Annotated in this window: 16 protein-coding genes; 5 read left to right on the forward strand and 11 right to left on the reverse strand. The window is 68.5% G+C overall.

Features of this window, described 5'->3' with window-relative positions; translation table 11 throughout:
* Window positions 1-22: 22 nt before the first annotated feature.
* The 6 genes from PotMrB4_RS10150 to PotMrB4_RS10175 all read right to left on the reverse strand — a co-directional run bounded on the left by PotMrB4_RS10150 (window position 23) and on the right by PotMrB4_RS10175 (window position 10,414).
* The gene (locus tag PotMrB4_RS10150; protein WP_172433162.1) at window positions 23-2,944 is read right to left on the reverse strand and encodes a bpX6 domain-containing protein; all 2,922 of its coding nucleotides are present in this window, start codon (window positions 2,942-2,944) and stop codon (window positions 23-25) included.
* On the reverse strand, window positions 2,941-4,773 hold the full coding sequence (locus tag PotMrB4_RS10155) for a hypothetical protein (protein ID WP_172433163.1): 1,833 nt from the start codon (window positions 4,771-4,773) through the stop codon (window positions 2,941-2,943). Before PotMrB4_RS10155 ends, PotMrB4_RS10150 begins: the two co-directional genes overlap by 4 nt.
* On the reverse strand, window positions 4,770-5,204 hold the full coding sequence (locus tag PotMrB4_RS10160) for a bpX5 domain-containing protein (RefSeq protein ID WP_172433164.1): 435 nt from the start codon (window positions 5,202-5,204) through the stop codon (window positions 4,770-4,772). The genes PotMrB4_RS10155 and PotMrB4_RS10160 overlap by 4 nt, the downstream gene beginning before the upstream one ends.
* Window positions 5,201-6,310, reverse strand: coding sequence for an AAA family ATPase (locus PotMrB4_RS10165; RefSeq protein WP_044412763.1), 1,110 nt, complete (start codon window positions 6,308-6,310; stop codon window positions 5,201-5,203). Before PotMrB4_RS10165 ends, PotMrB4_RS10160 begins: the two co-directional genes overlap by 4 nt.
* A 114-nt stretch (window positions 6,311-6,424) precedes the next feature.
* A complete protein-coding gene (locus PotMrB4_RS10170) occupies window positions 6,425-9,073 on the reverse strand; it encodes a patatin-like phospholipase domain-containing protein (RefSeq protein WP_172433165.1) in 2,649 nt (882 codons plus the stop codon).
* Window positions 9,074-9,151: 78 nt separating this feature from the next.
* Window positions 9,152-10,414: an MFS transporter gene (locus tag PotMrB4_RS10175; RefSeq protein WP_232060817.1), complete on the reverse strand. Its 1,263-nt coding sequence runs from the start codon at window positions 10,412-10,414 to the stop codon at window positions 9,152-9,154.
* 157 nt (window positions 10,415-10,571) lie between these two features.
* Here PotMrB4_RS10175 and PotMrB4_RS10180 point away from each other — a divergent pair, with 157 nt between their 5' ends.
* The gene (locus tag PotMrB4_RS10180) at window positions 10,572-11,450 is read left to right on the forward strand and encodes a LysR family transcriptional regulator (protein WP_172433167.1); all 879 of its coding nucleotides are present in this window, start codon (window positions 10,572-10,574) and stop codon (window positions 11,448-11,450) included.
* Window positions 11,451-11,640: 190 nt separating this feature from the next.
* Here the strand turns inward: PotMrB4_RS10180 and PotMrB4_RS10185 are convergent, their stop codons facing one another.
* Entirely contained in the window at window positions 11,641-12,684 is a 1,044-nt protein-coding gene (locus PotMrB4_RS10185) for an LLM class flavin-dependent oxidoreductase (RefSeq protein WP_172433168.1), read from the reverse strand.
* Between the two features lie 182 nt (window positions 12,685-12,866).
* Between PotMrB4_RS10185 and PotMrB4_RS10190 the strand changes: the two genes are divergently transcribed.
* The gene (locus tag PotMrB4_RS10190) at window positions 12,867-14,813 is read left to right on the forward strand and encodes a methyl-accepting chemotaxis protein (protein WP_044412705.1); all 1,947 of its coding nucleotides are present in this window, start codon (window positions 12,867-12,869) and stop codon (window positions 14,811-14,813) included.
* A gap of 203 nt (window positions 14,814-15,016) precedes the next feature.
* Here the strand turns inward: PotMrB4_RS10190 and putA are convergent, their stop codons facing one another.
* On the reverse strand, window positions 15,017-18,991 hold the full coding sequence (gene putA / locus PotMrB4_RS10195; protein ID WP_172433169.1) for a trifunctional transcriptional regulator/proline dehydrogenase/L-glutamate gamma-semialdehyde dehydrogenase: 3,975 nt from the start codon (window positions 18,989-18,991) through the stop codon (window positions 15,017-15,019).
* 216 nt (window positions 18,992-19,207) lie between these two features.
* Window positions 19,208-19,456 (reverse strand): DUF3820 family protein, encoded by a 249-nt coding sequence (locus tag PotMrB4_RS10200; RefSeq protein ID WP_044412700.1) that lies wholly within the window; start codon window positions 19,454-19,456, stop codon window positions 19,208-19,210.
* Between the two features lie 147 nt (window positions 19,457-19,603).
* Here PotMrB4_RS10200 and PotMrB4_RS10205 point away from each other — a divergent pair, with 147 nt between their 5' ends.
* A complete protein-coding gene (locus PotMrB4_RS10205) occupies window positions 19,604-20,482 on the forward strand; it encodes a DMT family transporter (protein ID WP_044412698.1) in 879 nt (292 codons plus the stop codon).
* Here the strand turns inward: PotMrB4_RS10205 and PotMrB4_RS10210 are convergent.
* A complete protein-coding gene (locus PotMrB4_RS10210) occupies window positions 20,457-20,813 on the reverse strand; it encodes a transcriptional regulator (RefSeq protein ID WP_172433170.1) in 357 nt (118 codons plus the stop codon). The two genes, PotMrB4_RS10205 and PotMrB4_RS10210, sit on opposite strands and share 26 nt — an antisense overlap.
* 308 nt (window positions 20,814-21,121) lie before the next feature.
* Between PotMrB4_RS10210 and PotMrB4_RS10215 the strand changes: the two genes are divergently transcribed.
* The gene (locus PotMrB4_RS10215; protein WP_044412690.1) at window positions 21,122-21,808 is read left to right on the forward strand and encodes an endonuclease; all 687 of its coding nucleotides are present in this window, start codon (window positions 21,122-21,124) and stop codon (window positions 21,806-21,808) included.
* Between the two features lie 183 nt (window positions 21,809-21,991).
* Window positions 21,992-24,127, forward strand: coding sequence for a TonB-dependent siderophore receptor (locus tag PotMrB4_RS10220; protein ID WP_172433171.1), 2,136 nt, complete (start codon window positions 21,992-21,994; stop codon window positions 24,125-24,127).
* 45 nt (window positions 24,128-24,172) lie between these two features.
* Here PotMrB4_RS10220 and PotMrB4_RS10225 read toward each other — a convergent pair whose 3' ends face one another.
* Window positions 24,173-24,565: a GFA family protein gene (locus tag PotMrB4_RS10225; RefSeq protein ID WP_172433172.1), complete on the reverse strand. Its 393-nt coding sequence runs from the start codon at window positions 24,563-24,565 to the stop codon at window positions 24,173-24,175.
* Between the last annotated feature and the right edge of the window lie 83 nt (window positions 24,566-24,648).

Raw genomic sequence — 24,648 nt, forward strand, 5'->3', positions numbered from 1 at the left:
GCGATGACCGCCGCGCGGCCGCTTACCCGCGCAGCTCGCGGAGTTCGCTGGTCAGGGTGTCCAGGCGCAGCAGGCGTCCCGTCTGGTCGAACAGACGCCAGTCGTGTGCCTGGGCGCGCACCTGCAACGGTGCGTCCGCCGGCCAGTCCAGCACGGCGCAGGTCTGCAGCGACTGCTGGCTCACCAGGCGCCACTGCCGGGTGTTGCCCTGGGGGGCGAGGCCGATCAGCAGCCACTCCGGGAGCACCTCCAGGTCCGGCACCGCCACCTGCTCCGGCGTGATACCGGGCAGGGGGATGTCGTATCGCCCACCGGTGCTTTCCATCGTCAGGGTCATCGTGCCGTTGGTGCCGTCCTGGCAGGTGAAGGTCAGCAACCCGCCCAGGGGGTTGGGGATGATGAGTTGGCGCTCCAGGGGGGCGTCCACCGGCCTGCGCTCGGCCAGGCGCCGCGAGGGCAGGGCGTAGCGCCAGAGTACGAGCGATCTGTCTGCGCCGGACACCAGCCATTGCTCGAAATGCTCGGTGTGGTGGAAGAGGCGGATGTCGCCCTTGAGGTCGCTGACGTGCCAGAGCACGGCGAACGAGCGGTCGACGTCCACGACACGAACGCTGTCCCGCAGGGTGACGGCCCAACTGATGCCGTCGAAGACCGGTGAGTGGGCGTGCAGCTCCAGTACACCCAGGTCCCGTGCCGTGCGCCTGACCAGATCCAGTTTGGTGATGCGCCAGACCTGGTCGCGGCGTGCCATGGCCAGGGCAACGCGCCGGTTGTGCGCGATGACCAGGCGGTGTGCCGGCTCGGCGAAGCTGAATACTGCGCGCCCGTGGGCATCCAGCACCTGGGCACCGGCTTCCCCGAGGGCCACCAGTGTGCGTTGGTCCTCCAGGGCTACCGCGTCGAGAATCGCCTGCTGCCCGGCGGGGGGCGCCTGCCAATGCAGCGGCGAGGTGGCGCGCTGCAAGGGGGTGGCACGCCCCTTGGGAAACCCGCGGGACGGCAGGTCGGCCTGCAGCAGCGTGTCTCGGCTGAGCTTGAGCAGGCTGTCCAGTTCGGACCTGGACAGGTGCGCGCGTTGGGTGGCGTGGTCATCCAGCAAGGCGGGCAGCACCATCCGGGCCAGAAGGGCCAGTGAGCGGTTGTCCCGCGTGTGCCGGTTCTTGGTGCCGACCCACAGCAGGGCGCGGGCCAGGGCCTGGCGATCCCGGAAACGTGCCGGGTCGTCGCGCAGTGCACGCAGGGGGGCGGCATAGGCCTCCAGGGTGTCCGGCAGCAGGGCGGCGCGGGTCACCAGGGCCTCGGTGCCCAGGCTACCGCCTGCCGCTTCGGCTTGACTCAGCCAGTGCACCGCACGATCCCGTGCCTCGGGCAGGGACCAGGCCACGTCCACCGCCTTCAGCCAGTCGCCGCGTGCTACCAGCATCTCGGCCCATTCCATGCGCAGCCGGTCGGCCACTTGCGGCCACTTGGTCTGCAGCATCTGCACCGCGCTGACGAAGGCATCGTCACGGCGTGCCACCTGCAGGGCCGTCTTCCAGTCGTCGGCCAGGCAGAAGAGGCGCACGATCCAGTCGGCCGACATGTCCCAGGCCAGTGCCAGCTCGGCTGCCTGGCGGAAGCGTTGGTGGCGCTCCAGGTAGTCCAGCGCCTCCTGTCGCACCTTGAGCAGCTCCGCGAGGATGAACACTGCTTCGTCGATGCGCCCCGCTCGGTCGAGTTTCTCGAAGTGCTGGCGATAGACCTTGCGCAGGTGGGCTTCCAGGTCCTCGCCCAGGGAGATGGAGGCCCCGGGGCCCGAGGGGCGTCCCAGGGACAGGTCGTCGCGGCGGTCCGGCGTGCCGAATGCCTGGCCCAGGCTGCCCTGTTCGCCTCCCAGGGGCAGCGCGTGGCGCAGCGCCTCGTCGATGTCGCCCTTCTCGAACAGGTTGAGCATGCGCCGCAGGTAGGCACTCTGGCGGCGGTTGAGCAGTGCACTGAAACGGGAAGTGATGGCCAGGCTGGTGAGCAGGCGTCGCCAGCGGCTCGGGGTGGCCGGCGCCTGGCTCTTGCGGGGAGGAAGCTCGCGCGCACGGGTGACCGGCGTAGGGGCTGCCGTCCAGTGCTGGGGGGCGCCGGAGAAGAACCGGCGCAAGGCACCGATGAGCAGCAGGGTGATGACGATCAGCAGGGCGGCCACGAACAGGAGCGCCCCGGGGCCGGATGGATCGTCGGAGTCCTGAGCCAGCGGAGCCGTGCTGGCCGAGGGCGACACGGCGTTCTGGGCCAGGTGCACGGCTTCTGGCAGGTGGCTACCCAGGATCACCACGGCGAACAGCACCAACCAGATGAGCAGGCCCTTGCCGACGCCTCCGGAGGTGGTCTGCGCAGCAGCCGGCTTGCCCGACGCACGCGCCGGGGGTTGCTTCGCCAGTGACTGGAGGAAGGCCTCGCGTTGCGGGCTGGGTGGTTTCACCTTGCCCTGGAGGATGGTGTGGATGTCCTTGGCGGGTGGCAGCTCCTCGATCACCAGTGGCGGTAGCGCGTCCCGGCAGTCATGGGTGTCCTGCCAGGGGTGGCCGTCGAGATCGAGGCAGTCCTCCAGCGCCAGGTGTTCGGCCTGATGCAGGTCCAGCGCGGTGACGCGGCCACCCTGTACCAGCCAGAGGTCGGCGGCCGGCAGGGTTGCCTGCTCTTCCTGTGTCAGCTCGGCCGAGCACAGGCCACCGGTCTCCAGGGCCAGCAGCGGCCAGCCCTCCAGCGCGTCACAGTCCTGCACAACGGTCGCGTTGAAGCGCAACAGGTCGCCCTCGGGGAAGCGCCAGGCTGCCGAGCCGGCCCGCCAATGGCGCAGCAACAGCGCCGCACGGACCTCGACCGCCAGCCAGTCGGCAGGCAGCCACAGGCCTGCGACCGGTCGGCGCCCCTTGAGCGAGGGCTGACGAACGTGGGTATCCGGTGCACTCATGGCGTGCCTCCTTGGTCATCTGCCCGGGTGCAGGAGGCTCGCAGGCGCACGACGTGGTGCCGGGTGCAATAGAGCACCAGCTCGCGAGCCTGACTGAGGACCGCCAGCAGGCCGCTGCTGGCACAGACACTCAGCCGCGCAATGGCATCGGGTGTTTCGACGATGCTCCGGAGCGCAGTGCCGTCATACAGGGCAAGGCGCTTGCGATCGCCGGACATCAGCACCAGCAGCAACCCCCTGGCGTCGGGGTCGGCCACCAGGCCCTGGGCACTCCAGCCCGGCGGCACGTCGAGTGTCCAGTTCTCTGCAGCGCCGCCTTGCCGATCCTTGGGGCGACACAGCCGCCAGCGCTCCTGGGGCGTTGCGCTCAGTCGCAGGGCGCATGCCGGGTGGGTGCTGGTGGTGCTGAACCGGGCCATGAAGGCCTTGCTGGCCTCACCCACCTCGCCAAGGAGCAGGGGCGTGCTCACGCGGTGTCCCGACAGCACCTCCTGGAGGATGAAGCGCTGGTCACGCTTGTGCAGGTAATAGAGGCGGCCATCGTCGAGGTGGCTCATGGCGAGCACATCGTCTTCGACGCGTTCCAGAAGCGGCTCCTGGCTGCGGGGTAGGCCTTTCTGGTGGTGCCAGTGCAGCAGTCGCCCCTGGGCATCCAGCAGGTAGAGGCGCTCGCCGTCATGGACGCTGTCCACCAGGGCGAGGGGCAGCAACCTGGCGGTGCCTGGCGGAGCGCTCAGTACCTCCTGTGGCGGGCGTGTGGCGGTACTCAAGGGCGACAACTGCCAGAAGCGCAGGTGGGGGCCGGCATCCATCACGCCGGCCAGGCTCTGCCCGGTGAACGCCAGGGCCAGCGGCTGCTCCCCCGTGCTCCAGAGGAGCCGGCGGGTCCTGGGTTTCTTCTTGCTTCCCAGGGCCGGCAGCTTGAACACCAGTACGCCGGGCTGATCGAGCAGCGCCAACGCCACCATCTGCCCGGAGCGCGAAATGATCGGTGGCAAGGTCAATGCCACGCGCTCCACGTTCAGGGTCTCGGCGTGCCCGGCAGGCACCTGCCCGGCGAGGGCGAACTGCCCTGAAAGCAGGCGCCTGCCAATGGCCGGGCTCGGCAAGGGCAGGCTCAGGGCACGTCGGCTGTTGCCCAGGTGCAGCTCGGCCTCCAGCGCTTCGCCATCCAGACTGGTGGACAGGTGCAGGCGGTGGCTGAAACCGTCATCCGTGGCCTGAGCGCCAATCAGCCAGCATTCGTCCGGCGTTGCGGGTAGCGCGTTGCGCAGGTCGCTCCAGGTGCGCCAGTCATCGGGCTCGGCGGCTTGCCAGCGCCGGGCTTCGAGCAGGCGGGCGAAGTCGACTGCGCCGCGCACGCCATCGATCCAGCCGGGTTGCTGGAGGATGCCCCAGCGCAACTCGCCACCCACGGCCTGGGCGCGGCGCGCCAGGAGGATCAGCATCGCAATGTGGGCCAGTCGTGGGGCGCCCAGTTGCCGGGGGCCGGCATCGAACAGGGCAATGATCGTGCGGTTGCCCTGGCAGGCGCGTGCCTCCGAGGCGAGGAACAGGTGCTCGCCGCTGGCAGCACGCCGCAGGAACTCGTCGGGAAATGCGTCGGCCAGCAACCACTCGCTGGGCAGCAGGCGCTCATAGGGGCCGCGACGTTGCAGGTCGCCCAGACCATCCGGCTCCTTCAGCTCGCCGCTCTGGCGGCGCTGAACCGGCCCCACCAGGTTGTGCAGGCGTTGCGCCAGGTCGGCCAGGGCTTCTGCCAGCTCGCTGTCCAGTTCCTGCAGAGGCTGGCCCCAGTGGGCCAGGGCGTCGGGCAACTGCAGGCTCATGGGGCTGCCCAATGTTCGGCAATGCGCGCCAGGTGACCTTCGGAAAGCGGCAGCTGGCGGTCCAGCGGCACCGTCCTGGCCGGCGCGGGCCAGAGCAGCAGCGGGGTGCGGCCGTGGCGCTTGGCGAGGGCACGGGCGAGCAGGTCCAGTGGCGCATCGGGGCACAGCCGGGTTGGCAGCCAGAGTTCGGGGGCGACTTCACAGGGGGCGGCGTAGTCGATGCCATCCACCCAGGGCAGGGCGTCGGCTTCCCCGATCACCACCAGCAGGTCATTGGCGGCGGTGGCCTGCAGGCCCGCCAGTTGCCCGGCGGGCAGGGCCAGCAGGCGCGCGTGCAGGCGCCAGGAGGCTTCGCCCCAGGCCACGGCAGCACGGGGTTCCAGGGCCTGGACGCGGGGTTGCCAGCGCCAGGCCTGTTTCAGGGCGCTCATGCGGGGGTGGCGAGGCGGGCGACCAGGCGCTCGCGCAGCTCGGCCAGTTCCGGCGGCAGGGCGTCAGCGAGGAAGTTGGCGTCGATCTCCCGCAGCACCGCTTCCGGGTTCGTCCCCTCGGCCTCGTCCAGGCAGGCGCGGGCTTCTTCGGCCAGGCGGCTGGCTCGCGACAGCGGTTGCAGGGTGGCTTCTTCCACCGCGCTGAAGAGGTTGTCGTTGCTGGCCTGGGCGAACAGCTCGCGCAGGACCTCGCGGGCCTGTTGCTGCATGGCCTGGGTGGGCAGGGCGTAGAGCAGCGGCCAGAGGTCCGCCTCGCTGGCCTGCTGGCGGCCGCCGAGCAGTGCGGCGGCGGCGATCAGGCGTTGCGATTTGACGATGCGCCGGTCGGAAAGCGGGATGCCGGCCTGGCGCAGGCGGCGGATGGCGTCGGCCAGGGCCGGGCGCACGCTGTCGAGGTCGACCTGGCGCAGGGCGCCGCAGAGCGTGTCCAGATGGCCCAGGTGGTGCGCGTCCAGCACGGGTAGCTGCTCGGCCTTCCAGCCCCCGGCGAGCATGGCTTCCAGTTGGTGGTCCGGCACGGTGTCGACGAACAGGTGCAGCAGGAAGCGGTCGGCGAAGGCCGCCAGGGCCTCGTCTTCCGGCAGGCCGTTGGCCGCGCCGACGCAGACCCGCAGCGGGCAGCGCAGCTCGGTGTGGCCACGGCGGAAGCGCCGTTCGTTGAGCACGCCGAGCAGGGTGTTGAGGATGGCGGTGGAGCCGAGGAACACCTCGTCGAGGAAGGCCACGTCGGCTTCCGGCAGCATGCCGCTGACATCGGTTTCCACCGTGCCCTCGCGCAGCTTGCGCAGGTCCACCGGGCCGAACAGCTCGCTGGGTTCGGTGAAGCGCCCGAGCAGGTATTCGAAGTAGCGGCCGCCCAGCACCTGGGCCACCCGCCGTACCACGGCGCTTTTTGCCGTGCCGGGCGGGCCGACCACCAGCAGGTGCTCCTGGGCCACGGCGGCGAGGATGATGAGTTCGGCGAGTTGCTCACGGCCGACGAGGCCGGTGGTGGCGGTACGAATGGCCGAGCGGAGTTCCCTGGCGGCGTGCTGGATGGCGTTCAAAGCGGCGTCTTCCCTGATGGCAAGGCGCGGATTTTGCGCAAATCGACCGGGCTGTCAATGCGCCATGACGCAACCCGTCGGACGGCTCACAAGGAACCGTCCCGGCATGTGCGTTCACTCCCCGGCGGCGTCCTCCAGCACCGGCTTGGCCAGGTAGCGCGACAGGGCGTGGGCGATGTTGTTGGGGCGCTGGCCATCGCCGAACAGCAGTTGCCCGATGCTCAGGCCCAGTTGGCGGTAGCTCTCGAACTGGGCTTCGTCGAAGAACTGGTCGCCGGTGGTTTGGTTGGGGAAGTCCGGGTTGGCGCGCACGTAGTTGAGCACGTCGGTGGGCACGCCCTCGATCAGCCGGGGCTTGATCAGCAGGATGCGGCTGGTGAGGCGGCGCGGGATGTCGGGGTTCTCCCGGTCCGGGGTGTGGAAGACGTTGAGCAGCACGGCGCAACGGCGGTCGCTCGGCTCGGTGGCGGCGCGCAGGGACTGGGTGCTGCCGAACACCTGGGACAGCAGCGGGTGGCGCAGCACGCCGGGGTCTTCCTCGATCTCCAGGTCGTGGTCGATGCGCGACAGCCGCACCAGGTTGGCCAGGTCGTCGAAGCGGTACTCCGGGTCGCAGCCGCAGTCGCACATCACCACCAGTTCGATGTCGCGGGCGGGGCGCAGCAGCTCGTAGGTGGCGGTGTTCTCGAAGTGGCCGCCATCGGTGAGGTAGAGCTTGTCGCGGCGATGGCCGTGGAAGCGCGCGGTGAGTTCGTAAAACAGGTAGGTCTGGGTCGGCAACCAGTGGGACGACGCCTCGCCGATCCGCGACAGCGGCTTGGCGCGGCCGACGAAGTTGCTCTGCCACCAGGTGCCCAGGCGCACGTTGGCCAGCCCCAGCAGCAGCGAGAGGCCCAGGCTGGTCTGGCGGCCGAGGCCGGTGCTGGCGGCGGCGCCGGAGGTGGCCACCCACTGGCCGAGGCTCAGCGGCTGGTTGATCTCGCCACGGCCGTTGGGCGGCTGCCGGGACTTGCGCTGGCCGTCGAGGATGAAGCTAGTGACCTGGTCCTGCTCGCCGCCGGGGGTGTAGCGGTAGGGCGCCACGCACAGCGGCTTGCCCTTGCGGTCGCGCTGCACCAGTTGCTCGGCCGGGTCCACGGTGAGGTTCATGGTGACGTTGATCAGGTGCAGCGGGCCGGCGGTGCGTTTGCCGTAGTAGTCCTTCAGGGGGATGTCGTCCCGCGAGAGGGTCTGCGCCACGCTCATGCGCCGGCGGCTCTGGGCGCAGGAAACGTCGAAGCGCTGGCCGTTGGAGGCGCCCAGGTAGGCGCGGGTCAGGCGGGCGGCGTAGAACGCCTGGAGGCTGGAGAGGTTGATGAAGCCGATGAACTGCCCGGTGACCACCGTCATCACCAGGGCGATGGCCGCCAGCAGGCCGAAGCGGAAGAGCTGCGCATCACCCGCGTGGGCGCCCGGCACCCGGCCGTTCCAGGCGAACCAGTGGGCCAGCAGGCCCCAGGCCAGGGTGACGGCCAGCAGCAGGACCAGGCCGGCGACCAGCGCCAGGGCGTCCAGGGGCAGTTTCTTCAGCAGGCCGGGGGCGGGTTTCTCGTCACGGCTGCGGGCCAGGTGGCGCACCAGCCAGATCAGCACCGGCAGCACGCTGAAGGTGAGGCTGCCCTGCCAGTGCCGGGCCAGCACCGTGTACAGCTCGAAGGTCAACTGGTGCACCAGGACCAGCACCAGGGCGACAGCCGCCCAGGTGATCGCCGTGCTCAGCGCCCGGGTGACGTTGACCCGGTAGTTGCGCACGTTGTCGGCGTCCAGTCCGCCGTCGTCGGGGTGCTGCTTCAGACGTTGGGACGCCACCAGCGCGGCGCACCAGGCCAGCCCCAGGCCGAGCACCGTGACCACTATCCAGAGCAGGTCGCGGGCGGGCACCGGCAGCCAGTCCGCTGTGTCGGGCACCTGGCAGGTGAGCCAGCCCAGCGCCGCGGCCATCGCCAGGGCGCTGCCGGTGGCCCAGTTGAGCAGCGCGGGCGGTTCGTCCTGGGTCTTGCGCGAGTAGATCAGCCAGTACGCCAGCATCAGCGGGGCCACGGCCAACAGGGCGATGCCCAGGGGAATGGCCAGGAGGTGGTCGCAGAACAGGTTCCAGCGCGAACAGGCCACGCCCTGGGTCAGGGCCAGCAGCGCGGTGACCAGCAGGATCGGCAGCCCGATCACCAGGTGCACGGCCACCCAGTTGCGCCAGGTCATCGCCAGGGCGTAGAGCAGGTCACCGGCGCCGGTGGGCGTCAGGTAGCGGCCGTTCTCCCGCAGCCAGGCGGTGGGCCCGGCGCCGACCGGGGCCGCGCGGTAGTTGGTGGAGGAGTGGATGCGCCCCGGCGGCTGGTAGCTCAGCACCCGGTAGGCGTCCTCGGCCGCCTGGCGCGCCTGGGCCTGCTCGGTGCCCGTGCTGGGACGCAGGCGCCCGGGCTGGAACAGGCTGGAGAAGAACGAGCCCATGTAGCCGCCGCCGCTCACGGTGGAGAGGTAGTCGAAACGCGGCAGCAGGCGCTCGGCGGGGGCGTCGCCGGTACTGCCGAGGGGGCGGTTGGCGGGGGTGTAGGGCGCGCGGGCCAGGGCCTGGAGCACGCCGAAGCAGAAGGTGGCGCTGCGGATGCCGCCGCCGGAGAGGGCCAGGGCCCAGGGGCGGCGGCGCGGTTCCGCCGGGGTGTCGATGCCGAGCGTCTCGCGGCGCCAGTCGATGCGTTCCTGTTCGGCCTTGTATTGGTCTTCCACGTGCCCTCCCTGGTGCGATGTTGCCTACAGCTCCTTACTAAAGCAGGTGCCGGGCATTCCGCCAGCCAGGCGTCGGGCTCAGCGCGGGCCTCCCGGGCAGGTTCCCGCTTCGCCCAGGGGGCGCCGGGCCAGGCCGATGGCCAGTACCAGGGCCAGCACCAGCATGCCGCCGACGAACAGGCCGATGCCGTGCCAACCGGCCTGGTGCCAGAACAGCCCGCCGAGGGTGCCGGCCACGCCGGAGCCGGTGTAGTAGAAGGCCTGGTAGAGCGACGCCGCCTGGCCCCGCGCCTGGGTGGCACGGCGGCCGACCCAGCTGCTGGCCACCGAGTGGGCGCCGAAGAAGCCGAAGGTGAACAGCAGCATGCCCAGCAGGATCAGCGGCAGCGGCGCCAGCAGGGTGAGGCCGAAGCCGACGAGCATCAGCAGGATCATCACCCACAGCACTTTCTGCCGGCCCACCCGGTCGGCCAGGGAGCCGGCCATGGCCGAGCTGTAGGTGCCGGAGAGGTACACCACCGAGAGCATGCCCACCGCCGCCTGGCTGAGGTGGTAGGGCGCCTGCAGCAGGTGGAAGCCGATGTAGTTGAAGAAGGTCACCAGGCTGCCCATCAGCAGGAAGGCCTCGACGAACAGCACCGGCAGCCGGGCATCGCGCAGGTGCAGGGCGAAGCCGTCGGCCAGGTTGCCCAGGGTGATCGGCCGGGGCCGGAAGTGCCGGGACTCCGGCAGCAGGCGCCAGAACACCAGGCCGGCGAGCAGCGCCAGCAGGCCGATGCAGGCCAGCACCCAGTGCCAGGACAGGTAGTCCACCATCACCCCGGCCACCAGGCGGCCGCACATCCCGCCGATGGCGTTGCCGCCGATGTACAGGCCCACCGCCAGCCCGGTGTGGGCCGGGTGGATCTCCTCGCTCAGGTAGGTCATGGCCACGGCAGTCAGGCCGCTGAGGGAGAGCCCCACCAGCACGCGCATCAGCAGCACCAGCTCCCAGCGGGTCATGGCGGCGCTGGCGAGGGTGAACAGGGCCGCGCAGAGCAGCGAAACGCCCATTACCCGCTTGCGCCCCAGGGCGTCGGACAGCGAACCGGTGAACAGCAGGCCCACTGCCAGCGCCAGGGTGGACACCGACAGCACCAGGCTGGCCTGGGCCGCGCTGATGGCGAAGGCCTGGGCCAGCACCGGCATCATCGGCTGCACGCAGTAGAGCAGGGCGAAGGTGGCGAAGCCGCCGCAGAACAGCGCCAGGTTGGTGCGCAGGAAGGCGGCGCTGCCTTTCTCGATATGGGTGGGCGGCTCGGCGGGCGCGCCGGTGGCAGTCTGGCGCTCGGGGTGGCTCATCGGGGACCTCATCACGCGAATCAGGCAGTCGGCCCGTGGGGGCCGTGGCCCGCTGCTGGCGGGCTCTGGGGGACGGTGAAAAGCCTATCGGTGCGCAATACGCGTTTCCAATATATTGTTCGACATCTTTGATATCTGAAACCTATCAATCGCCGCCATGGAACTCCGCCACCTGCGTTACTTCATTGCCGTCGCCGACGAACTCCATTTCGGTCGCGCAGCGGAGCTGCTGGGCATATCCCAGCCACCGCTGAGCCAGCAGATCCAGGCCCTGGAGGAGGAGCTGGGGGCGCGACTGTTCGAGCGCACCAACCGCCGCGTGGCCCTCACCGAGGCCGGCCGGCTGTTCCTCGACGAGGCGCGCCAGGTACTCGCCCAGGTGGACCAGGCGGCTGAGGTAGCGCGCCGAGCCCAGCGCGGCGAGCTGGGTCAGTTGAAGCTGGGGTTCACCTCCTCGGCGCCGTTCACATCGGTGATTCCCGGCGCCATCCTGCGCTTTCGCCAGGCCTTCCCCGAGGTGCAGCTGGAGCTGCACGAGCTGAACAGCCGGGAGGTGGCCGACGCGCTGCTCAACGGGCGCATCCAGGTGGGGCTGATCCGCCCGTTGCCGTTGCCGGAGTCTTTGGTGGCGGTGGAGCTGTTCCGCGAGCCGCTGGTGACGGTGCTGCCCGCCCAGCACCGGCTGGCAGGCGAGAGCGCCGGCCTGCACCTGGCGGAGCTGGCGGCTGAACCCTTCGTGTACTTCCCGCGCAATGCCGGCACCGGCCTTTACGACCAGGTGATCGCCCTGGCCCACGAGGCCGGCTTCAGCCTGCGCATCACCCAGGAATCCCACAGCGCACTGACGCTGATCGGGCTGGTGGCGGCGGGGCTCGGGGTTTCGGTGCTGCCGGCGTCCTTCACCCGCATGCACTTCGATGGCGTGGTCTACCGGCCGCTGCTGGATACCGGTGCCACCACCGCCGTGTGGCTGGTACGCCGGGATGACGAGCGCTCACCGCTGTCGCGGGCTTTCATCGAGCTGATCGCGCCCTGAACGCGCGTGCTTGCGGCCCGTCATGGCCGCGCAGGACATGGCCAGGTGCTGCGGGGGCGGAGGGCTGGGTTCGGCGTTCAGCGAGGGGGCAGGTGATGGGGGAGGGCCGTTAAAGGGCGGGGGAATGCAAAACGACCCGCCATGCCTGGACGCTCGATCGGCATGGCGAGTCAGAAGGGAGAGCGGGGGATCAGCGGAACGCGGGCACCACATGCTTGATGAACAGGTCCAGGGACTTCTTCTTCTCGGCGTGGGGCAGGCTGTTGTCACACCAGAAGCTGAACTCGTCCACGCCCAGCTCCTGGTAGTAGCGGATGCGCGCGATGATCTCTTCCGGGGTGCCGATCATGGTGTTCTTGCGGATGTTCTCCAGCTCGAATTCGGGGCGGTCCTTGAACTTCTCTTCCGGGCTGGGCGGCAGGATGCCGTTGACCGGGGTCTGCTTGTTGCCGAACCAGGCGTCGAAGGTGCGGTAGAAACGCGAGATGGCGGCGGCGCCGAGCTTCCAGCCTTCCGGGTCGTCCACGCTGTGCACGTGGGTGTGGCGCAGCACCATCAGTTGCGGGCGCGGTACGTCCGGGTTGTTGGCCAGGGCGGCCTCGAACTTGTTCTTCAGGTCCACCACTTCCTCGTCACCCTTCATCAGCGGGGTGACCATCACGTTGCAGCCGTTCTTCACCGCGAAGTTGTGGGAGTCCGGGTCGCGGGCGGCGATCCACATCGGCGGGTAGGGCTGCTGGATCGGACGCGGGGAGGAAGTGGAGGTGGGGAACTTCCAGATCTCGCCGTCGTGGGCGTAGTCGCCCTGCCACAGGGCTTTAACAGCCGGGACCATTTCGCGCAGGTGCTGGCCGCCGTCGGTGGCCGGCATGCCGTTGGCGAGGCGGTCGAACTCGAACTGGTAGGCGCCACGGGCCAGGCCCACTTCCATGCGGCCGTTGCTGATCACGTCCAGCAGGGCGCATTCACCGGCCGCGCGGACCGGGTTCCAGAACGGCGCGATGATGGTGCCGGCGCCCAGGCGGATGGTCGTGGTGCGGGCCGCGAGGTAGGCGAGGGTCGGCATCGGGCTGGGAGAGATGGTGTATTCCATCGAGTGGTGCTCGCCGATCCAGACGGTGCTGAAGCCGCCGGACTCGGCCATCAGCGTCAGTTCGGTCAGGTCTTCGAACAGCTGGCGGTGGCTGATGCTCTCGTCCCAACGCTCCATGTGTACGAAGAGGGAGAATTTCATTTCGCTTACCTCGGGCTTTTTGTTGTTGGCCGATGCGATGACCCGCTTGCAGCGGGCATTGCCGGGATGTTCAGGCCACCGGATCCCCTCGGGATACCGCTGGTCGGCTGTTGTGATATTGGTATACCATAATATGGAATATCCGCAAACACAATCTGTCGGCCTCAAGGAATCCGAGCGAGATGAACATAAAACAAAAACTCACGATGGCCTTTGCCGCCATCGCCAGCGTGCCGGTCGTCCTCGTGGCGGTGCTGATCGTCCTCAACCTGCGCGGGGAGGCGCGCGAGGATTTCCTCGACAGCAGCGGCCGCGAAATCCGCCAGGTGGAGAACGCCATGAAGCTGTTCTTCGAGGGCATCAGCCAGAACGTCGACTACCTGGCCACCCACCCACGCCTGCAGGCGGTGGATGGCAGCCTCAAGCAGTACATCGCCGCCAACGCAGCGGACCTGCCCACCGGCCCCCAGGACGAGCAGGTGTTCGAGCTGTTCAACGGCCTGGCCAAGTCCCACCCGGCCTATGCCTACCTGTCCCTCGGCACCCAGCAGGGTGGCTACGTGTTCTGGCCCGGTGACCCCAAGCTCGCCAGCTACGACCCGCGCACCCGTCCCTGGTACCAGGCCGCCATGGCCCAGCCGGGCAGGACGCTGCGCACCTCCGCCTACTACTGGGCGGCGGACGACGTGGTGCTGGTGAGCACCGTGCGCAGCTTCGCCAACCAACTGGGCAACCCGGGCGGCGTGGTGAACATCGACGTGTCGCTCAAGCAGCTGACCGACCTGGTCAAGCAGATCCGCCTGGGCGAGAGCGGCTACCTGATGCTGCTGGAAGGCAACGACAAGGTGCTGGTGGACCCCAATGCACCGGAGCACAACTTCAAGAACCTCAGCGACCTGGGCGAGGGCTACGCGCAACTGGCCAAGGCTGGCACTGGCCTGGAAGAGGTGGTGCTGGGCGGAGAGCGCTACATGGCCAACGTCTGGACGTCCGACGCGCTGGGCTGGCGCTTCATCGGGGTGATCCGCGAGGACGAGGTGATGGCCTCGGCCACCCGCCTGAGCTGGGTGATCGCGCTCATCGCCCTGGCCTGCGGCGGCCTGTTCGCGCTGGTCGGCGGCTTCTCCGCCGGGCTCATCGTCAAGCCGATCCGTGGTGTGGCCAGCGGCCTGGAAGGCATCGCCCAGGGTGAAGGCGACCTCACGGCGCGCCTGGACGTGCGCGGCCAGGACGAAACCGCGCAGCTGGCGGGGTGGTTCAACCAGTTCCTCGAAGCCATCCGCACCCTGATCCGCCGTATCGGCGATGCCGCCGGGGAGATCCACAGCACCTCCGGGCGCTCCACCGAGACCGCCCAGGACCTGGCCGAGGTCGCCAGCCGCCAGCGCGAGGCGGTGGACATGGTCTCCACGGCCTTCCACGAGATGGTCGCCACCTCCAACGAAGTGGCGCGCTCCTGCAGCCAGGCCGCCGACTCCGCCGACAGCGGCCAGCGCCAGGCCCACGACGGCCAGCGGCAGATCGACGAAGCGGTGACCAATGTCGACCGCCTGAGCCGCGAGATCGGCCAGTCCGCCGAGGCCATGCAGCAGCTGGAGCAGGACAGCAACGACATCCAGTCCATCCTCGGCACCATCAGCTCGATTGCCGAGCAGACCAACCTGCTGGCGCTCAACGCTGCCATCGAGGCGGCCCGTGCCGGCGAGCAGGGCCGGGGCTTTGCCGTGGTGGCCGACGAAGTGCGGGCCCTGGCCAAGCGCACCGCCGATTCCACCAGCGAGATCGACACCCTGCTGGGCAACCTGGCCCGCCGCACCCACCAGATGGGCAAGCAGATGCATGCCAGCCTGGAGGTCTCCCAGGAAACGGTGGTGTCGATCAACCAGGCCCGGGCGAGCTTCGAGCTGATCCGCGAATCGGTGGACGTGATCCGCGACATGAACACCCAGATCGCCACCGCCGCCGAAGAGCAGCACCAGGTGGCCGAGGACATCAACCGCCACATCAGCCAGATCCACGGCGATGCGCAACTGGTGGCCAACCTCGCCGAGTCCACCCGCGGCGATGCCCACAACCTCACCGACCTCAGTAACGAGCTGAACCAGCTGGTGCGGCGCTTCCGTACCTGATCGGCTGCAGCGGCGAGCCTGCTAAAGGCTGCCTGAACGCCAGGCAAAAAAAGAGCGACGCTTGTGGCGTCGCTCTCGTGCCCTGGGGGGCGGGTGGCGGGACGGGCCGCCGGCTGGGAAGGTGCCCGGCGCAAGGCCGGGAACCGGACGGCCCGGCTTCTTGTGGAAGCGCGGGCCGTTGGGCCGCGAGGCGGCCCGGGACGTCAGCCGATGGTCATCAGGCTGGCGTTGCCGCCGGCGGCGGCGGTGTTGACGCTGAGGGAGCGTTCGATCAGCAGGCGCTCCAGCGGTACGGCGGTTTCCCCACGGGACAGGCCCTGGACGCCGATGATCGCGCCCTTGCGGGCGGCGACCTGCTGGCAGATCTCGCGCAGCTGATCGGAATCACCGTGGTGCAGCACGGCGTCGAACGCCACGTCCTCGCTCTTCCAATCGGCGACCAGCTGGATGCGCGACTGAACCGCCTTCGGCAGTTTGGCGCGCAGGGCCTTGGTCACTTCGCCGTCCTGCCAGACCACGCGGTTGCCCACCGACAGTGCGCCCGCCAGCTGGACCAGCAGGTCGGCTTCGTCGTCGGCCAGGCCCAGCACGTTCTCGCGGGGCAGCAGCAGGTAGGTGTTGCGCTCGCCGGTCGGGCCGGGGAGGGTGCGGCTCAGGCCGCTCTGGGACAGCTCGGCGAAGCGGTCGCAGAGGCTGGCCAGCTCGCCACGGCCTTCCTTCGCGGCCCACTCCTTGAGGGCGGCCAGCGGTTTGTCCTGGCGCTCTTCCTGGAGCGTGCGCAGGCCGGCATCGGCCTGTTGCTCGTCGAGGCGCTGGAAGGTGCGGGTGACCGCATCGTCCGGGCGGGTGGCGAGCAGGCGGTACATGTACAGCGGGCCGCCGGCTTTCGGGCCGGTGCCGGAGAGGCCTTCACCGCCGAAGGGCTGCACGCCGACCACGGCGCCGACCATGTTGCGGTTGACGTAGAGGTTGCCGGCGTGGGCCTTGTCCACCACCTTGGCGATGGTTTCGTCGATGCGGGTGTGCACGCCCAGGGTCAGGCCGTAGCCGGTGGCGTTGATCTGGTCCAGCAGCTGGTCCAGGTTCTCGCGCTTGTAGCGCAGCACGTGCAGCACCGGGCCGAACACTTCGCGCTCCAGCTCGTCCAGGCCTTCCAGTTCGATCAGGGTCGGCATGACGAAGGTGCCGCGGCTCATCACGTCGCCTTCGGTGCGGGCGACCTGGTAGACGTGGCGGCCTTTCTTGCGCATGGCTTCGATGTGGCGGTCGATGCCGGCCTTGGCTTCGGCGTCGATCACCGGGCCGATGTCGACGATGATGTTGTCCGGGTTGCCCAGGCGGCATTCGGCCATGGCGCCCTTGAGCATCTCCAGCGCGCGGTCGGCCACGTCTTCCTGCAGGCACAGCACGCGCAGGGCGGAGCAGCGCTGGCCGGCGCTGTCGAAGGCAGAGGCGACCACGTCGTTGACCACCTGCTCCAGCAGGGCGGAGGAGTCGACGATCATGGCGTTCTGGCCGCCGGTCTCGGCGATCAGCGGGATCGGGCGACCCTGGGCGTCCAGGCGGCCGGCGACGTTGCGGGCGAGGATGCCGGCGACTTCGGTGGAGCCGGTGAACATCACGCCCTTGACGCGCTCGTCGTTCACCAGGGCGGCGCCCACGGTGTGGCCTTCACCCGGCAGCAGCTGCACGGCGCCTTCGGGGATGCCGGCCTGCAGCAGGATGCGCACGGCCTGGGCGGCCACCAGCGGGGTCTGCTCGGCGGGCTTGGCCAGCACGGTGTTGCCGGCAGCCAGCGCGGCGACCACCTGGCCGGTGAAGATCGCCAGGGGGAAGTTCCACGGGCTGATGCAGACCACCGGGCCCAGCGGGCGGTGGCTGTCGTTGGCGAAGTCGTGGCGGGCCTGGGCGGCGTAGTAGCGCAGGAAGTCCACGGCCTCGCGCACTTCGGCGATGGCGTTGGCGAAGGTCTTGCCGGCCTCGCGGCACAGCAGCCCCATCAGCGGCTGGATCTCGGCCTCCATCAGGTCGGCGGCACGGTCCAGGGCGGCGGCGCGCTCCACCGGCGGGGTGGCCTGCCAGATGGGGGCAGCGGTCAGCGAGGCGAGCACGGCGTTGCCGACGTCTTCGAGGCTGGCGTTCTGCACGTGGCCGACGACGTCGCGGCGGTCGGCCGGGTTGAGCACCGGCAGGCTCTCGCCTTCGGAGACCGGGCAGCCCAGCATCGGGCGGGCGCGCCAGTCGGCATGGCCACTGCCGAGCAGGGCGCTGGAGAGGGAACCCAGGCGGTGCTCGTTGGCCAGGTCGATGCCGCTGGAGTTCACCCGGCCGGCGCCGTACAGGTCACGGGGCAGGGGAATGCGCGGGTGCGGCTTGCCGAGGGTGCCTTCGGCCGCAGCCATGGCTTCGATGCTGGCGACCGGGTCTTCCACCAGTTGCTTGATGGAGATGGAGCTGTCGGCGATGCGGTTGACGAACGAGGTGTTGGCGCCGTTTTCCAGCAGGCGACGCACCAGGTAGGCCAGCAGCGTTTCATGGGTGCCCACCGGGGCGTAGATGCGGCAGGGGCGGTTCAGCTTGCCGTCGGCGATCTTGCCCACCACTTGCTCGTACAGCGGTTCGCCCATGCCGTGCAGGCACTGGAACTCGTACTGGCCCGGGTAATAGTTCTGCCCGGCGATGTGGTAGATGGCCGAGAGGGTGTGGGCGTTGTGGGTGGCGAACTGCGGGTAGATGGCATCCGGCACGGCCAGCAGCTTGCGCGCGCAGGCCACGTAGGACACGTCGGTGTAGACCTTGCGGGTGTAGACCGGGAAGCCTTCCAGGCCGTCGACCTGGGCGCGCTTGATCTCGCTGTCCCAGTAGGCGCCCTTGACCAGGCGGATCATCAGGCGGTGGCGGCTGCGGCGGGCCAGGTCGATGACGTAGTCGATCACGTACGGGCAGCGCTTCTGGTACGCCTGGATGACGAAACCGATGCCGTTCCAGCCCTTCAGGCCCGGCTCGAAGCACATGCGTTCCAGCAGGTCGAGGGAGATTTCCAGGCGGTCGGCTTCCTCGGCGTCGATGTTCAGGCCGATGTCGTATTGCTTGGCCAGCAGGGTCAGCGCCAGCACGCGCGGGTACAGCTCGTCCATCACGCGTTCGTACTGGGCGCGGCTGTAGCGCGGGTGCAGGGCGGAGAGCTTGATGGAAATGCCCGGGCCTTCGTAGATGCCGCGACCGTGGGAGGCCTTGCCGATGGAGTGGATGGCCTGCTCGTAGGAGGCGTAGTAACGCTGGGCGTCCTCTTCGGTCAGCGCGGCTTCGCCGAGCATGTCGTAGGAGTAGCGGAAGCCCTTGGATTCGAACTTGTTGGCGTTGGCCAGGGCCTCGGCGATGGTTTCGCCGGTGACGAACTGCTCGCCCATCAGGCGCATGGCCATGTCCACGCCCTTGCGGATCAGCGGTTCGCCGCTCTTGCCGATGATGCGGTTCAGCGAGCTGGAGAGGCCGGCCTCGTTGTGGGTGGACACCAGCTTGCCGGTGATCAGCAGGCCCCAGGAGGCGGCGTTGACGAACATCGACGGGCTTTGGCCCAGGTGCTGCTGCCAGTTGCCGTTGCTGATCTTGTCGCGGATCAGGGCGTCACGGGTGCCCTTGTCCGGGATGCGCAGCAGGGCTTCGGCCAGGCACATCAGCGCCACGCCTTCCTGGGAGGAGAGGGAGAACTCCTGCAGCAGGCCCTGCACCAGGCCGGCACGGCCGCCGGCGCTCTTCTGGTTGCGCAGTTTCTCGGCGATGCCGTAGGCGAGCTTGTAGGTGGCTTCGGCCATCTCGGCGGGCAGGCGGGCCTGCTCCAGCAGCATGGGCACCACTTCTTCCTCGGGGCGGCGGTAGGCGGCGGTGATCGCGGCGCGCAGGACCGACTGCGGGAGGATGCTCTCGGCGAATTCGAGGAAGGGCTGGTAGACCGGGTCGAGGAGGGCCTCCACCGCTTCACTGTCGCCCTCGGCCAGGCGTGCGGCGATGCTTTGCAGCTCCGGCAGGGTGGTGCCGCTCTCGAGGGTCTCGAGGTAGCTGTAGATCGCTTGCTTGATCAGCCAGTGGGGCGTGCGGTCGATGCGGCGGGCGGCTTCCTTGAGACGCTCGCGGGTCGCCTCATCGAGTTTCACGCCAAGGGTAGTGGTGGTGGCCATTTCTTGTCCTCGTCAGCTGCCGTGGTCGGCACGGCGGATTGCGGCGCCAAGAGTAGCTGTGCCGAAGTCGGGGTGCAACCAGGTGCAACCTTGATATTTCGCTGTCTCCAGCAAGCCTGGGAAACCCCGCACCGCCTCGGTGCGCGCGGGGTTGCGCGATGCCTGGGGAGGTGCAACCGGTCGTCGGGAAAACGCGGCGAGGGGCGCGTTTCCATACTAGTCCGAGTTGGTTGCACCTGCTTGGGGTCGGCGCCGTTTCTGGCGCAGGGGCTCCAGCAGCGGCTTGAGGCCGTTGTGGTCGATCTCCTGCATCAGGGCCAGCAGGCGGCCGATCTCGCCCTTGGGGAAGCCCTCGCGGGCGAACCAGTTGAGGTAGTGGCCGGGCAGGTCGGCGATCAGGCGGCCCTTGTACTTGCCGTAGGGCATCTCGCGGGTCACCAGCAGCAGGAGGTCTTCGGGGTTCATCGGGCCGGGCGGGGTCGGGGAGGGGCGGCTAGGATAACCCCAGACCGGTCACGCTGAGTTGAGGTCGGTCGCTCAAGTCGCTATTTTCTGAGCCGCCTCATCATTAGTCTGCTAAACATAGCGGCCGCAGACTGCCCGGAACCCCGCATGAGCCCCAGTACCCCATCGCTGCGCCGCGAGGAGCCCTTGAAGGGCATCCTGCTGATCTGCGTGGCGATCTTCCTGTTCTCCAGCCACGACGCCATCTCCAAATACCTGTCAGCCTTCTACCCGATCATCATGGTGGTGTGGGTGCGCTACCTGGTGCACACGCTGCTGTTGGCCGGCTACCTGCTGCCGCAGCAGGGCTTGCGGGTGCTGCGGGCGAAGCGTCCCGGGCTGCAGGTGGCGCGGGCGTTGTGCCTGATCGGGGTGAGCCTGCTGTTCACCACCGGGCTGCGCTACATCCCCCTGGCGGAGGCGACCTCGGTGATCTTCCTGGCGCCGCTGCTGGTCACGGCGTTGTCGGTGCCGCTGCTGAAGGAGCGCGTCACCCGCGGGCAATGGGTGGCGGTCCTGCTGGGGCTGGGTGGGGTGCTGCTGATCGTGCGGCCCGGGGGCGCGCTGTTCACCCCGGCGGTGCTCCTGCCGGTTTCGGCGGCGGTGTGCTTCGCCTTCTACCAGTTGCTGACGCGCATCCTCTCGCGCTACGACAGCCCGGCCACCACCAACTTCATCACCGGCCTCACCAACACCCTGATCATGAGCACCCTGGTGCCGTTCTTCTGGAGCCTGCCCACCACCACCGGCCACGGTCTGCTGATGCTGGCCCTGGGCGCCTGCGGCATGGGCGGGCACATGCTGCTGACCCAGGCGTTCCGGTATGCCTCGCCGGCCTTGCTGGCACCGTTCAGCTACGGGCAGATCGTCTTCGCCGGGTTGCTCGGCTACCTGCTCTTCGACCACGCGCCGGATGCCATCGGCGTGGTCGGCATCGCCATCATCGTCGGCAGCGGCCTGTTCACGGCATACGCCCAGCGGCGCTGAGCTCGTCGGCGGTGCGTGCCAGGGAGCGGCAGGCCTGGGCGTTCTCCACGTAGTCCTTCAGCCAGCGCAGCACCTCCACCGGCTCCCAGCGGGTCGGGTCGAACAGTGCATACACCAGCCCCTGGTAGCCCACCACGTCCAGCGGCCGGTGGTAGCCCGCCCGCTGGAACAGCGCCTCGATCTCCGCCAGGCAGGTGTTGAAGTGCACCCGGGTGAAGGGCGTCTTGCCGTCGGTCACCAGCCCCTCCAGCAGCAGCTCGTCCACCGCTTCGCGTACTTCGGACACCGCCATGCGGTTGACCGTGTACTTCAACTGCATCACGTCGACCATCCCTGTTCTCCTCATCAGTGCAGGCACCGCGCCCCGTGGCGGCTTCCAGCCGGCCGGCGTGGTGCAGGGTTGTCCGGACCGCCGGCAACGCGCAGCGGTAGCGGGTGTTTCCGGGAACGGATCATCCCAGGGATTTGTGACAGCGGTTTTGGCAAGGGCATGGGGGCTGAAGGCATCATCGGACGATTCTCATTGAATACTGTATGAATATACATATACTCGTTGAACTCATCCCCTGGCAACAAAACTCCGATGAAGAACCGCTGTCAGTGAGTGCCTCTCCACGCTGTACGGGAATCCCCTGATCCATGATCCGTTTCGTCCTGCTGCTCTCCCTCCTGCTGGCCGGTACCGCCCAGGCCGCCGCGCCGCGCACCTTCCAGGAAGCCAAGAAAGCCGCCTGGAAGCTCTACGCTTCCCACCCCGTCGAGTTCTATTGCGGCTGCCGCTACAGCGGCAACAAGGTGGACCTCAAGAGCTGCGGCTACGTCCCGCGGACCAATGCCAAGCGCGCCAGCCGCATCGAGTGGGAGCACATCGTCCCGGCCTGGGTCATCGGCCACCAGCGCAAGTGCTGGCAGAACGGCGGTCGCGAGAACTGCGCCCGTCACGACGACGCCTACCGCCGGGCCGAAGCCGACCTGCACAACCTGGTGCCGAGCATCGGCGAGGTGAATGGCGACCGCAGCAACTACGGTTTCGGTTGGCTGCCCCAGGCGCCCAGCCAGTACGGCGCCTGCCCGATGGTGGTGGACTTCAAGGCACGCAAGGCCATGCCGCGCCAGCAGATCCGCGGGATGATCGCGCGCACCTACTTCTACATGAGCGAACGCTACGGCCTGCGCCTGTCCAAACAGGACCGCCAGCTCTACACCGCCTGGAACAAGCAGTACCCGGTAGAAGCCTGGGAGCGGAACCGCAACCAGCGCGTGGCTTGCGTGATGGGGCACGGCAACCACTTCGTGGGGGCGGTGAATTTGAAGGCGTGCAAGTGAGGGCGCGCTGGTCTTTGTCAGCGAGCCACCCTTGAAGGGTTGGGCGGCTCGCTGGTAGCGCCTGGGCAAGAAGATCTTGTAGGACAAGGCATTGTTTGCGAATGATAAAGCTTGTCATTTGTGATAGCGTGCAGCGCATTCCTACAACTACCTTCACCTCGTCTTGCAAGGAACCGCCTTTCGATGCGCCGTACCCTTCTGTCTCTCTGCCTGCTCCAGGCTGCCGCCCCCGCTTTCAGTGCCGAACCACCACTCTCAGCCGACGACACCGGTTCGCTGGAGCTCAATGCCCTGAACATCGATGCCCAGGCTGAAGCATGGGAGCGCGCGGATGGGCCGGTGAAGGGCTACAAGGCGACCCGATCAGCCAGCGCCACGCGCACCGACACGACCCTGCACGAAACCCCGCAGTCGGTGACCGTGGTCCCCCGCGACGTGGTCGAGGACACCGGGGCAACGCGCCTGCAGGAGGCGCTGGACTACGCCGGTGGCGTCGGTCGCGCCAATAACTTCGGGGGCCAGGGGCTGACCACCTTTACCGTGCGCGGCTTCACCACCGGCGAGTTCTATCGCAATGGCTTCCCCATCAACCGGGGTTACCCCAATGCGCCGGACGCCAACACCATCGAACGTCTTGAAGTCCTGCGCGGGCCGGCGTCCAGCCTCTATGGCCGTGGCGATCCGGGCGGCACCTTCAACGTGGTGACCAAGCAGCCCCAGGCCGAGCGCAAGACCACGCTCGGCGCGCAGGTTACCGACCAGGGCCTGTACCGCAGCACCCTGGACACCACTGGCGCATTCGACGAGGAAGGCCGCGTGACCTACCGCCTGAACCTGCTGGGGGAGGGGGGCGACAGCTTCCGCGACAACGTCGAGAGCGAGCGCTACGACGTGGCGCCGGTCATCAGCTGGCAGGCCACCGACGACACGCGCATCACCCTCGAAGCCGACCTGATGCGCAACAACCATCCCCTCGACCGGGGCCTGACCCGCTACCCCAACCAGGCCGGTAACCCCTCTCGCGACACCAATGCCTGGGGCTCGGGCAGTGACAACCGGCTGCACAACGACAACGACATGCTGCAACTGCGCTTCGAGCATGCCCTCAACGCCGACTGGACCCTCGCTGGCGGCGTGCAGGACCTCAACGGCACCCTGCAGGGCAACGCCATCGAAGCCAACGGGCTGCAGGCTGACGGGCGCACCCTGGGGCGCAACTTCAACTACCGCAAGCTGGACTGGAGCGACCGCGACTACCAGCTCAACCTCACTGGCCACTTCGACACCTTCGGCCTGGCCCACACCCTGCTGACTGGCGTGGAATACGAGGACTACCACTACAGGTCCATCATCCGCCGCTCCGGCGGTTCGACCGGCGACTACACCGTGGACATCTTCAACCCCGCCACCGGCCAGGCACGTCCGGCACTGACCCGCGTGACCACCCACGACAAGGAAAACCTCACCACCTGGGCGGCGTTCGTCCAGGACCAGGTCGCCCTCACCGAACGCTTCAAGGTGCTGGCGGGCGTACGTGTGGAGCGCTACGAGCACGATTACGACAACCGTCTGCCCGGCAGCCGCGACTGGAGCACGGCGGACACCGCCACCACCCCGCGCCTGGGGGTGATCTACGACCTCACCGATAGCCTGGCGCTGTATGCCAACGCGTCGAAGTCCTTCAAGCCCAACACCGGTGCGAGCCGCCAGGGCGATGGCTTCAATCCTGAGGAAGGCAAGGCCTACGAGGTGGGCCTGAAGTGGGAGTCGCCGGACCAGCAGCTCAGCGTCGACGCGGCCATCTACCACATCGTCAAGCAGAACGTGCTCACCCTCGACCCCCTGGATTCCGCCTTCAGTGTTGCCGCCGGCGAAGTACGCAGCCGTGGCTTCGACCTCAACATCGCCGGCAACCTCACCCCTGAGTGGCGCATGACCGGCGGCTACGCCTTTGTCGATGCCGAGGTGACCCGCGACAACAGCCTGAAGAAAGGTACCCGCCTGGCCAATATCCCGCGCAACAGCTTCAGCCTGCTCAACGTCTACGAGTTCCAGGACGGCGCCGCCAAGGGCCTGGGCCTGGGCGCCGGCGTGCGCTACGTGGACGACCGCGCCGGGCAAACCTCCGCCAGCACCTATGCGATGAAGGGCTATACCGTCGTCGACCTGCTCAGCTTCTACCAACTGACGCCGCAGGTACGTCTGAACCTGGACGTGAAGAACCTGCTCAACGAGGAGTACGAGGAGGGCGCCTTCAACCTCTACGCCTACCCCGGCGCGCCGCGCACCGTACAGGCGGGCATCGCCTACACCTTCTAGCCGCTGCCGTACGCCAGCCGTGCGGAGATGTGGCGGTGCGTGCCGTCAGTCCTCGTAGCGGCTGGTCGGGTCGCGATCCTGGGAGTAGTGCCTGGCCAGTGGGAAGGCCGGCAGCCAGGACTCGCGTCGGATCACCCAGCTCTCGTAGGTCGGCACCAACTGGTTGGGCGCGTCCAACGCCCCCAGGTTGACCTCCACCTCATCGCCCGAACGGTTGAACACCGATGACCCGCACCGTGGGCAGAAATGCCGGCCTGCGTAGGCGTGGGCGGTCCCTTCGAGGCTCACCGCCGCCTCGGGGAAGATCGCCGAGGCATGGAACAGCGCCCCGTGATGCTTGCGGCAGTCCAGGCAGTGGCACAGCCCGACCCGGTACGGCCGACCCTCCGCCACCAGGCGCAGGTCGCCACACAGGCAGCCTCCGGTGAATCGTTCCATCTCCTACCCTCCTGTTTCATCAGTCCACCTGGGTTCGACCCGTCCTTGTCCCCGGCAGGTTCCATCCCGTCGGGTGTATGGCC

Source organism: Metapseudomonas otitidis, assembly GCF_011397855.1.
Lineage (GTDB): Bacteria > Pseudomonadota > Gammaproteobacteria > Pseudomonadales > Pseudomonadaceae > Metapseudomonas > Metapseudomonas otitidis.

What these genes read in the sequence shown, in the direction of transcription:
- PotMrB4_RS10215 (WP_044412690.1), top strand. Translation starts at nt 21,122, where the DNA reads ATGATCCGTTTCGTCCTGCTGCTCTCCCTCCTGCTGGCCGGTACCGCC.
- PotMrB4_RS10180 (WP_172433167.1), top strand. Translation starts at nt 10,572, where the DNA reads ATGGAACTCCGCCACCTGCGTTACTTCATTGCCGTCGCCGACGAACTC.
- PotMrB4_RS10190 (WP_044412705.1), top strand. Translation starts at nt 12,867, where the DNA reads ATGAACATAAAACAAAAACTCACGATGGCCTTTGCCGCCATCGCCAGC.
- PotMrB4_RS10155 (WP_172433163.1), bottom strand. Translation starts at nt 4,773, where the DNA reads ATGAGCCTGCAGTTGCCCGACGCCCTGGCCCACTGGGGCCAGCCTCTG.
- PotMrB4_RS10200 (WP_044412700.1), bottom strand. Translation starts at nt 19,456, where the DNA reads ATGAACCCCGAAGACCTCCTGCTGCTGGTGACCCGCGAGATGCCCTAC.
- PotMrB4_RS10225 (WP_172433172.1), bottom strand. Translation starts at nt 24,565, where the DNA reads ATGGAACGATTCACCGGAGGCTGCCTGTGTGGCGACCTGCGCCTGGTG.
- putA (WP_172433169.1), bottom strand. Translation starts at nt 18,991, where the DNA reads ATGGCCACCACCACTACCCTTGGCGTGAAACTCGATGAGGCGACCCGC.
- PotMrB4_RS10205 (WP_044412698.1), top strand. Translation starts at nt 19,604, where the DNA reads ATGAGCCCCAGTACCCCATCGCTGCGCCGCGAGGAGCCCTTGAAGGGC.
- PotMrB4_RS10175 (WP_232060817.1), bottom strand. Translation starts at nt 10,414, where the DNA reads ATGAGCCACCCCGAGCGCCAGACTGCCACCGGCGCGCCCGCCGAGCCG.
- PotMrB4_RS10220 (WP_172433171.1), top strand. Translation starts at nt 21,992, where the DNA reads ATGCGCCGTACCCTTCTGTCTCTCTGCCTGCTCCAGGCTGCCGCCCCC.
- PotMrB4_RS10210 (WP_172433170.1), bottom strand. Translation starts at nt 20,813, where the DNA reads ATGGTCGACGTGATGCAGTTGAAGTACACGGTCAACCGCATGGCGGTG.
- PotMrB4_RS10160 (WP_172433164.1), bottom strand. Translation starts at nt 5,204, where the DNA reads ATGAGCGCCCTGAAACAGGCCTGGCGCTGGCAACCCCGCGTCCAGGCC.
- PotMrB4_RS10150 (WP_172433162.1), bottom strand. Translation starts at nt 2,944, where the DNA reads ATGAGTGCACCGGATACCCACGTTCGTCAGCCCTCGCTCAAGGGGCGC.
- PotMrB4_RS10185 (WP_172433168.1), bottom strand. Translation starts at nt 12,684, where the DNA reads ATGAAATTCTCCCTCTTCGTACACATGGAGCGTTGGGACGAGAGCATC.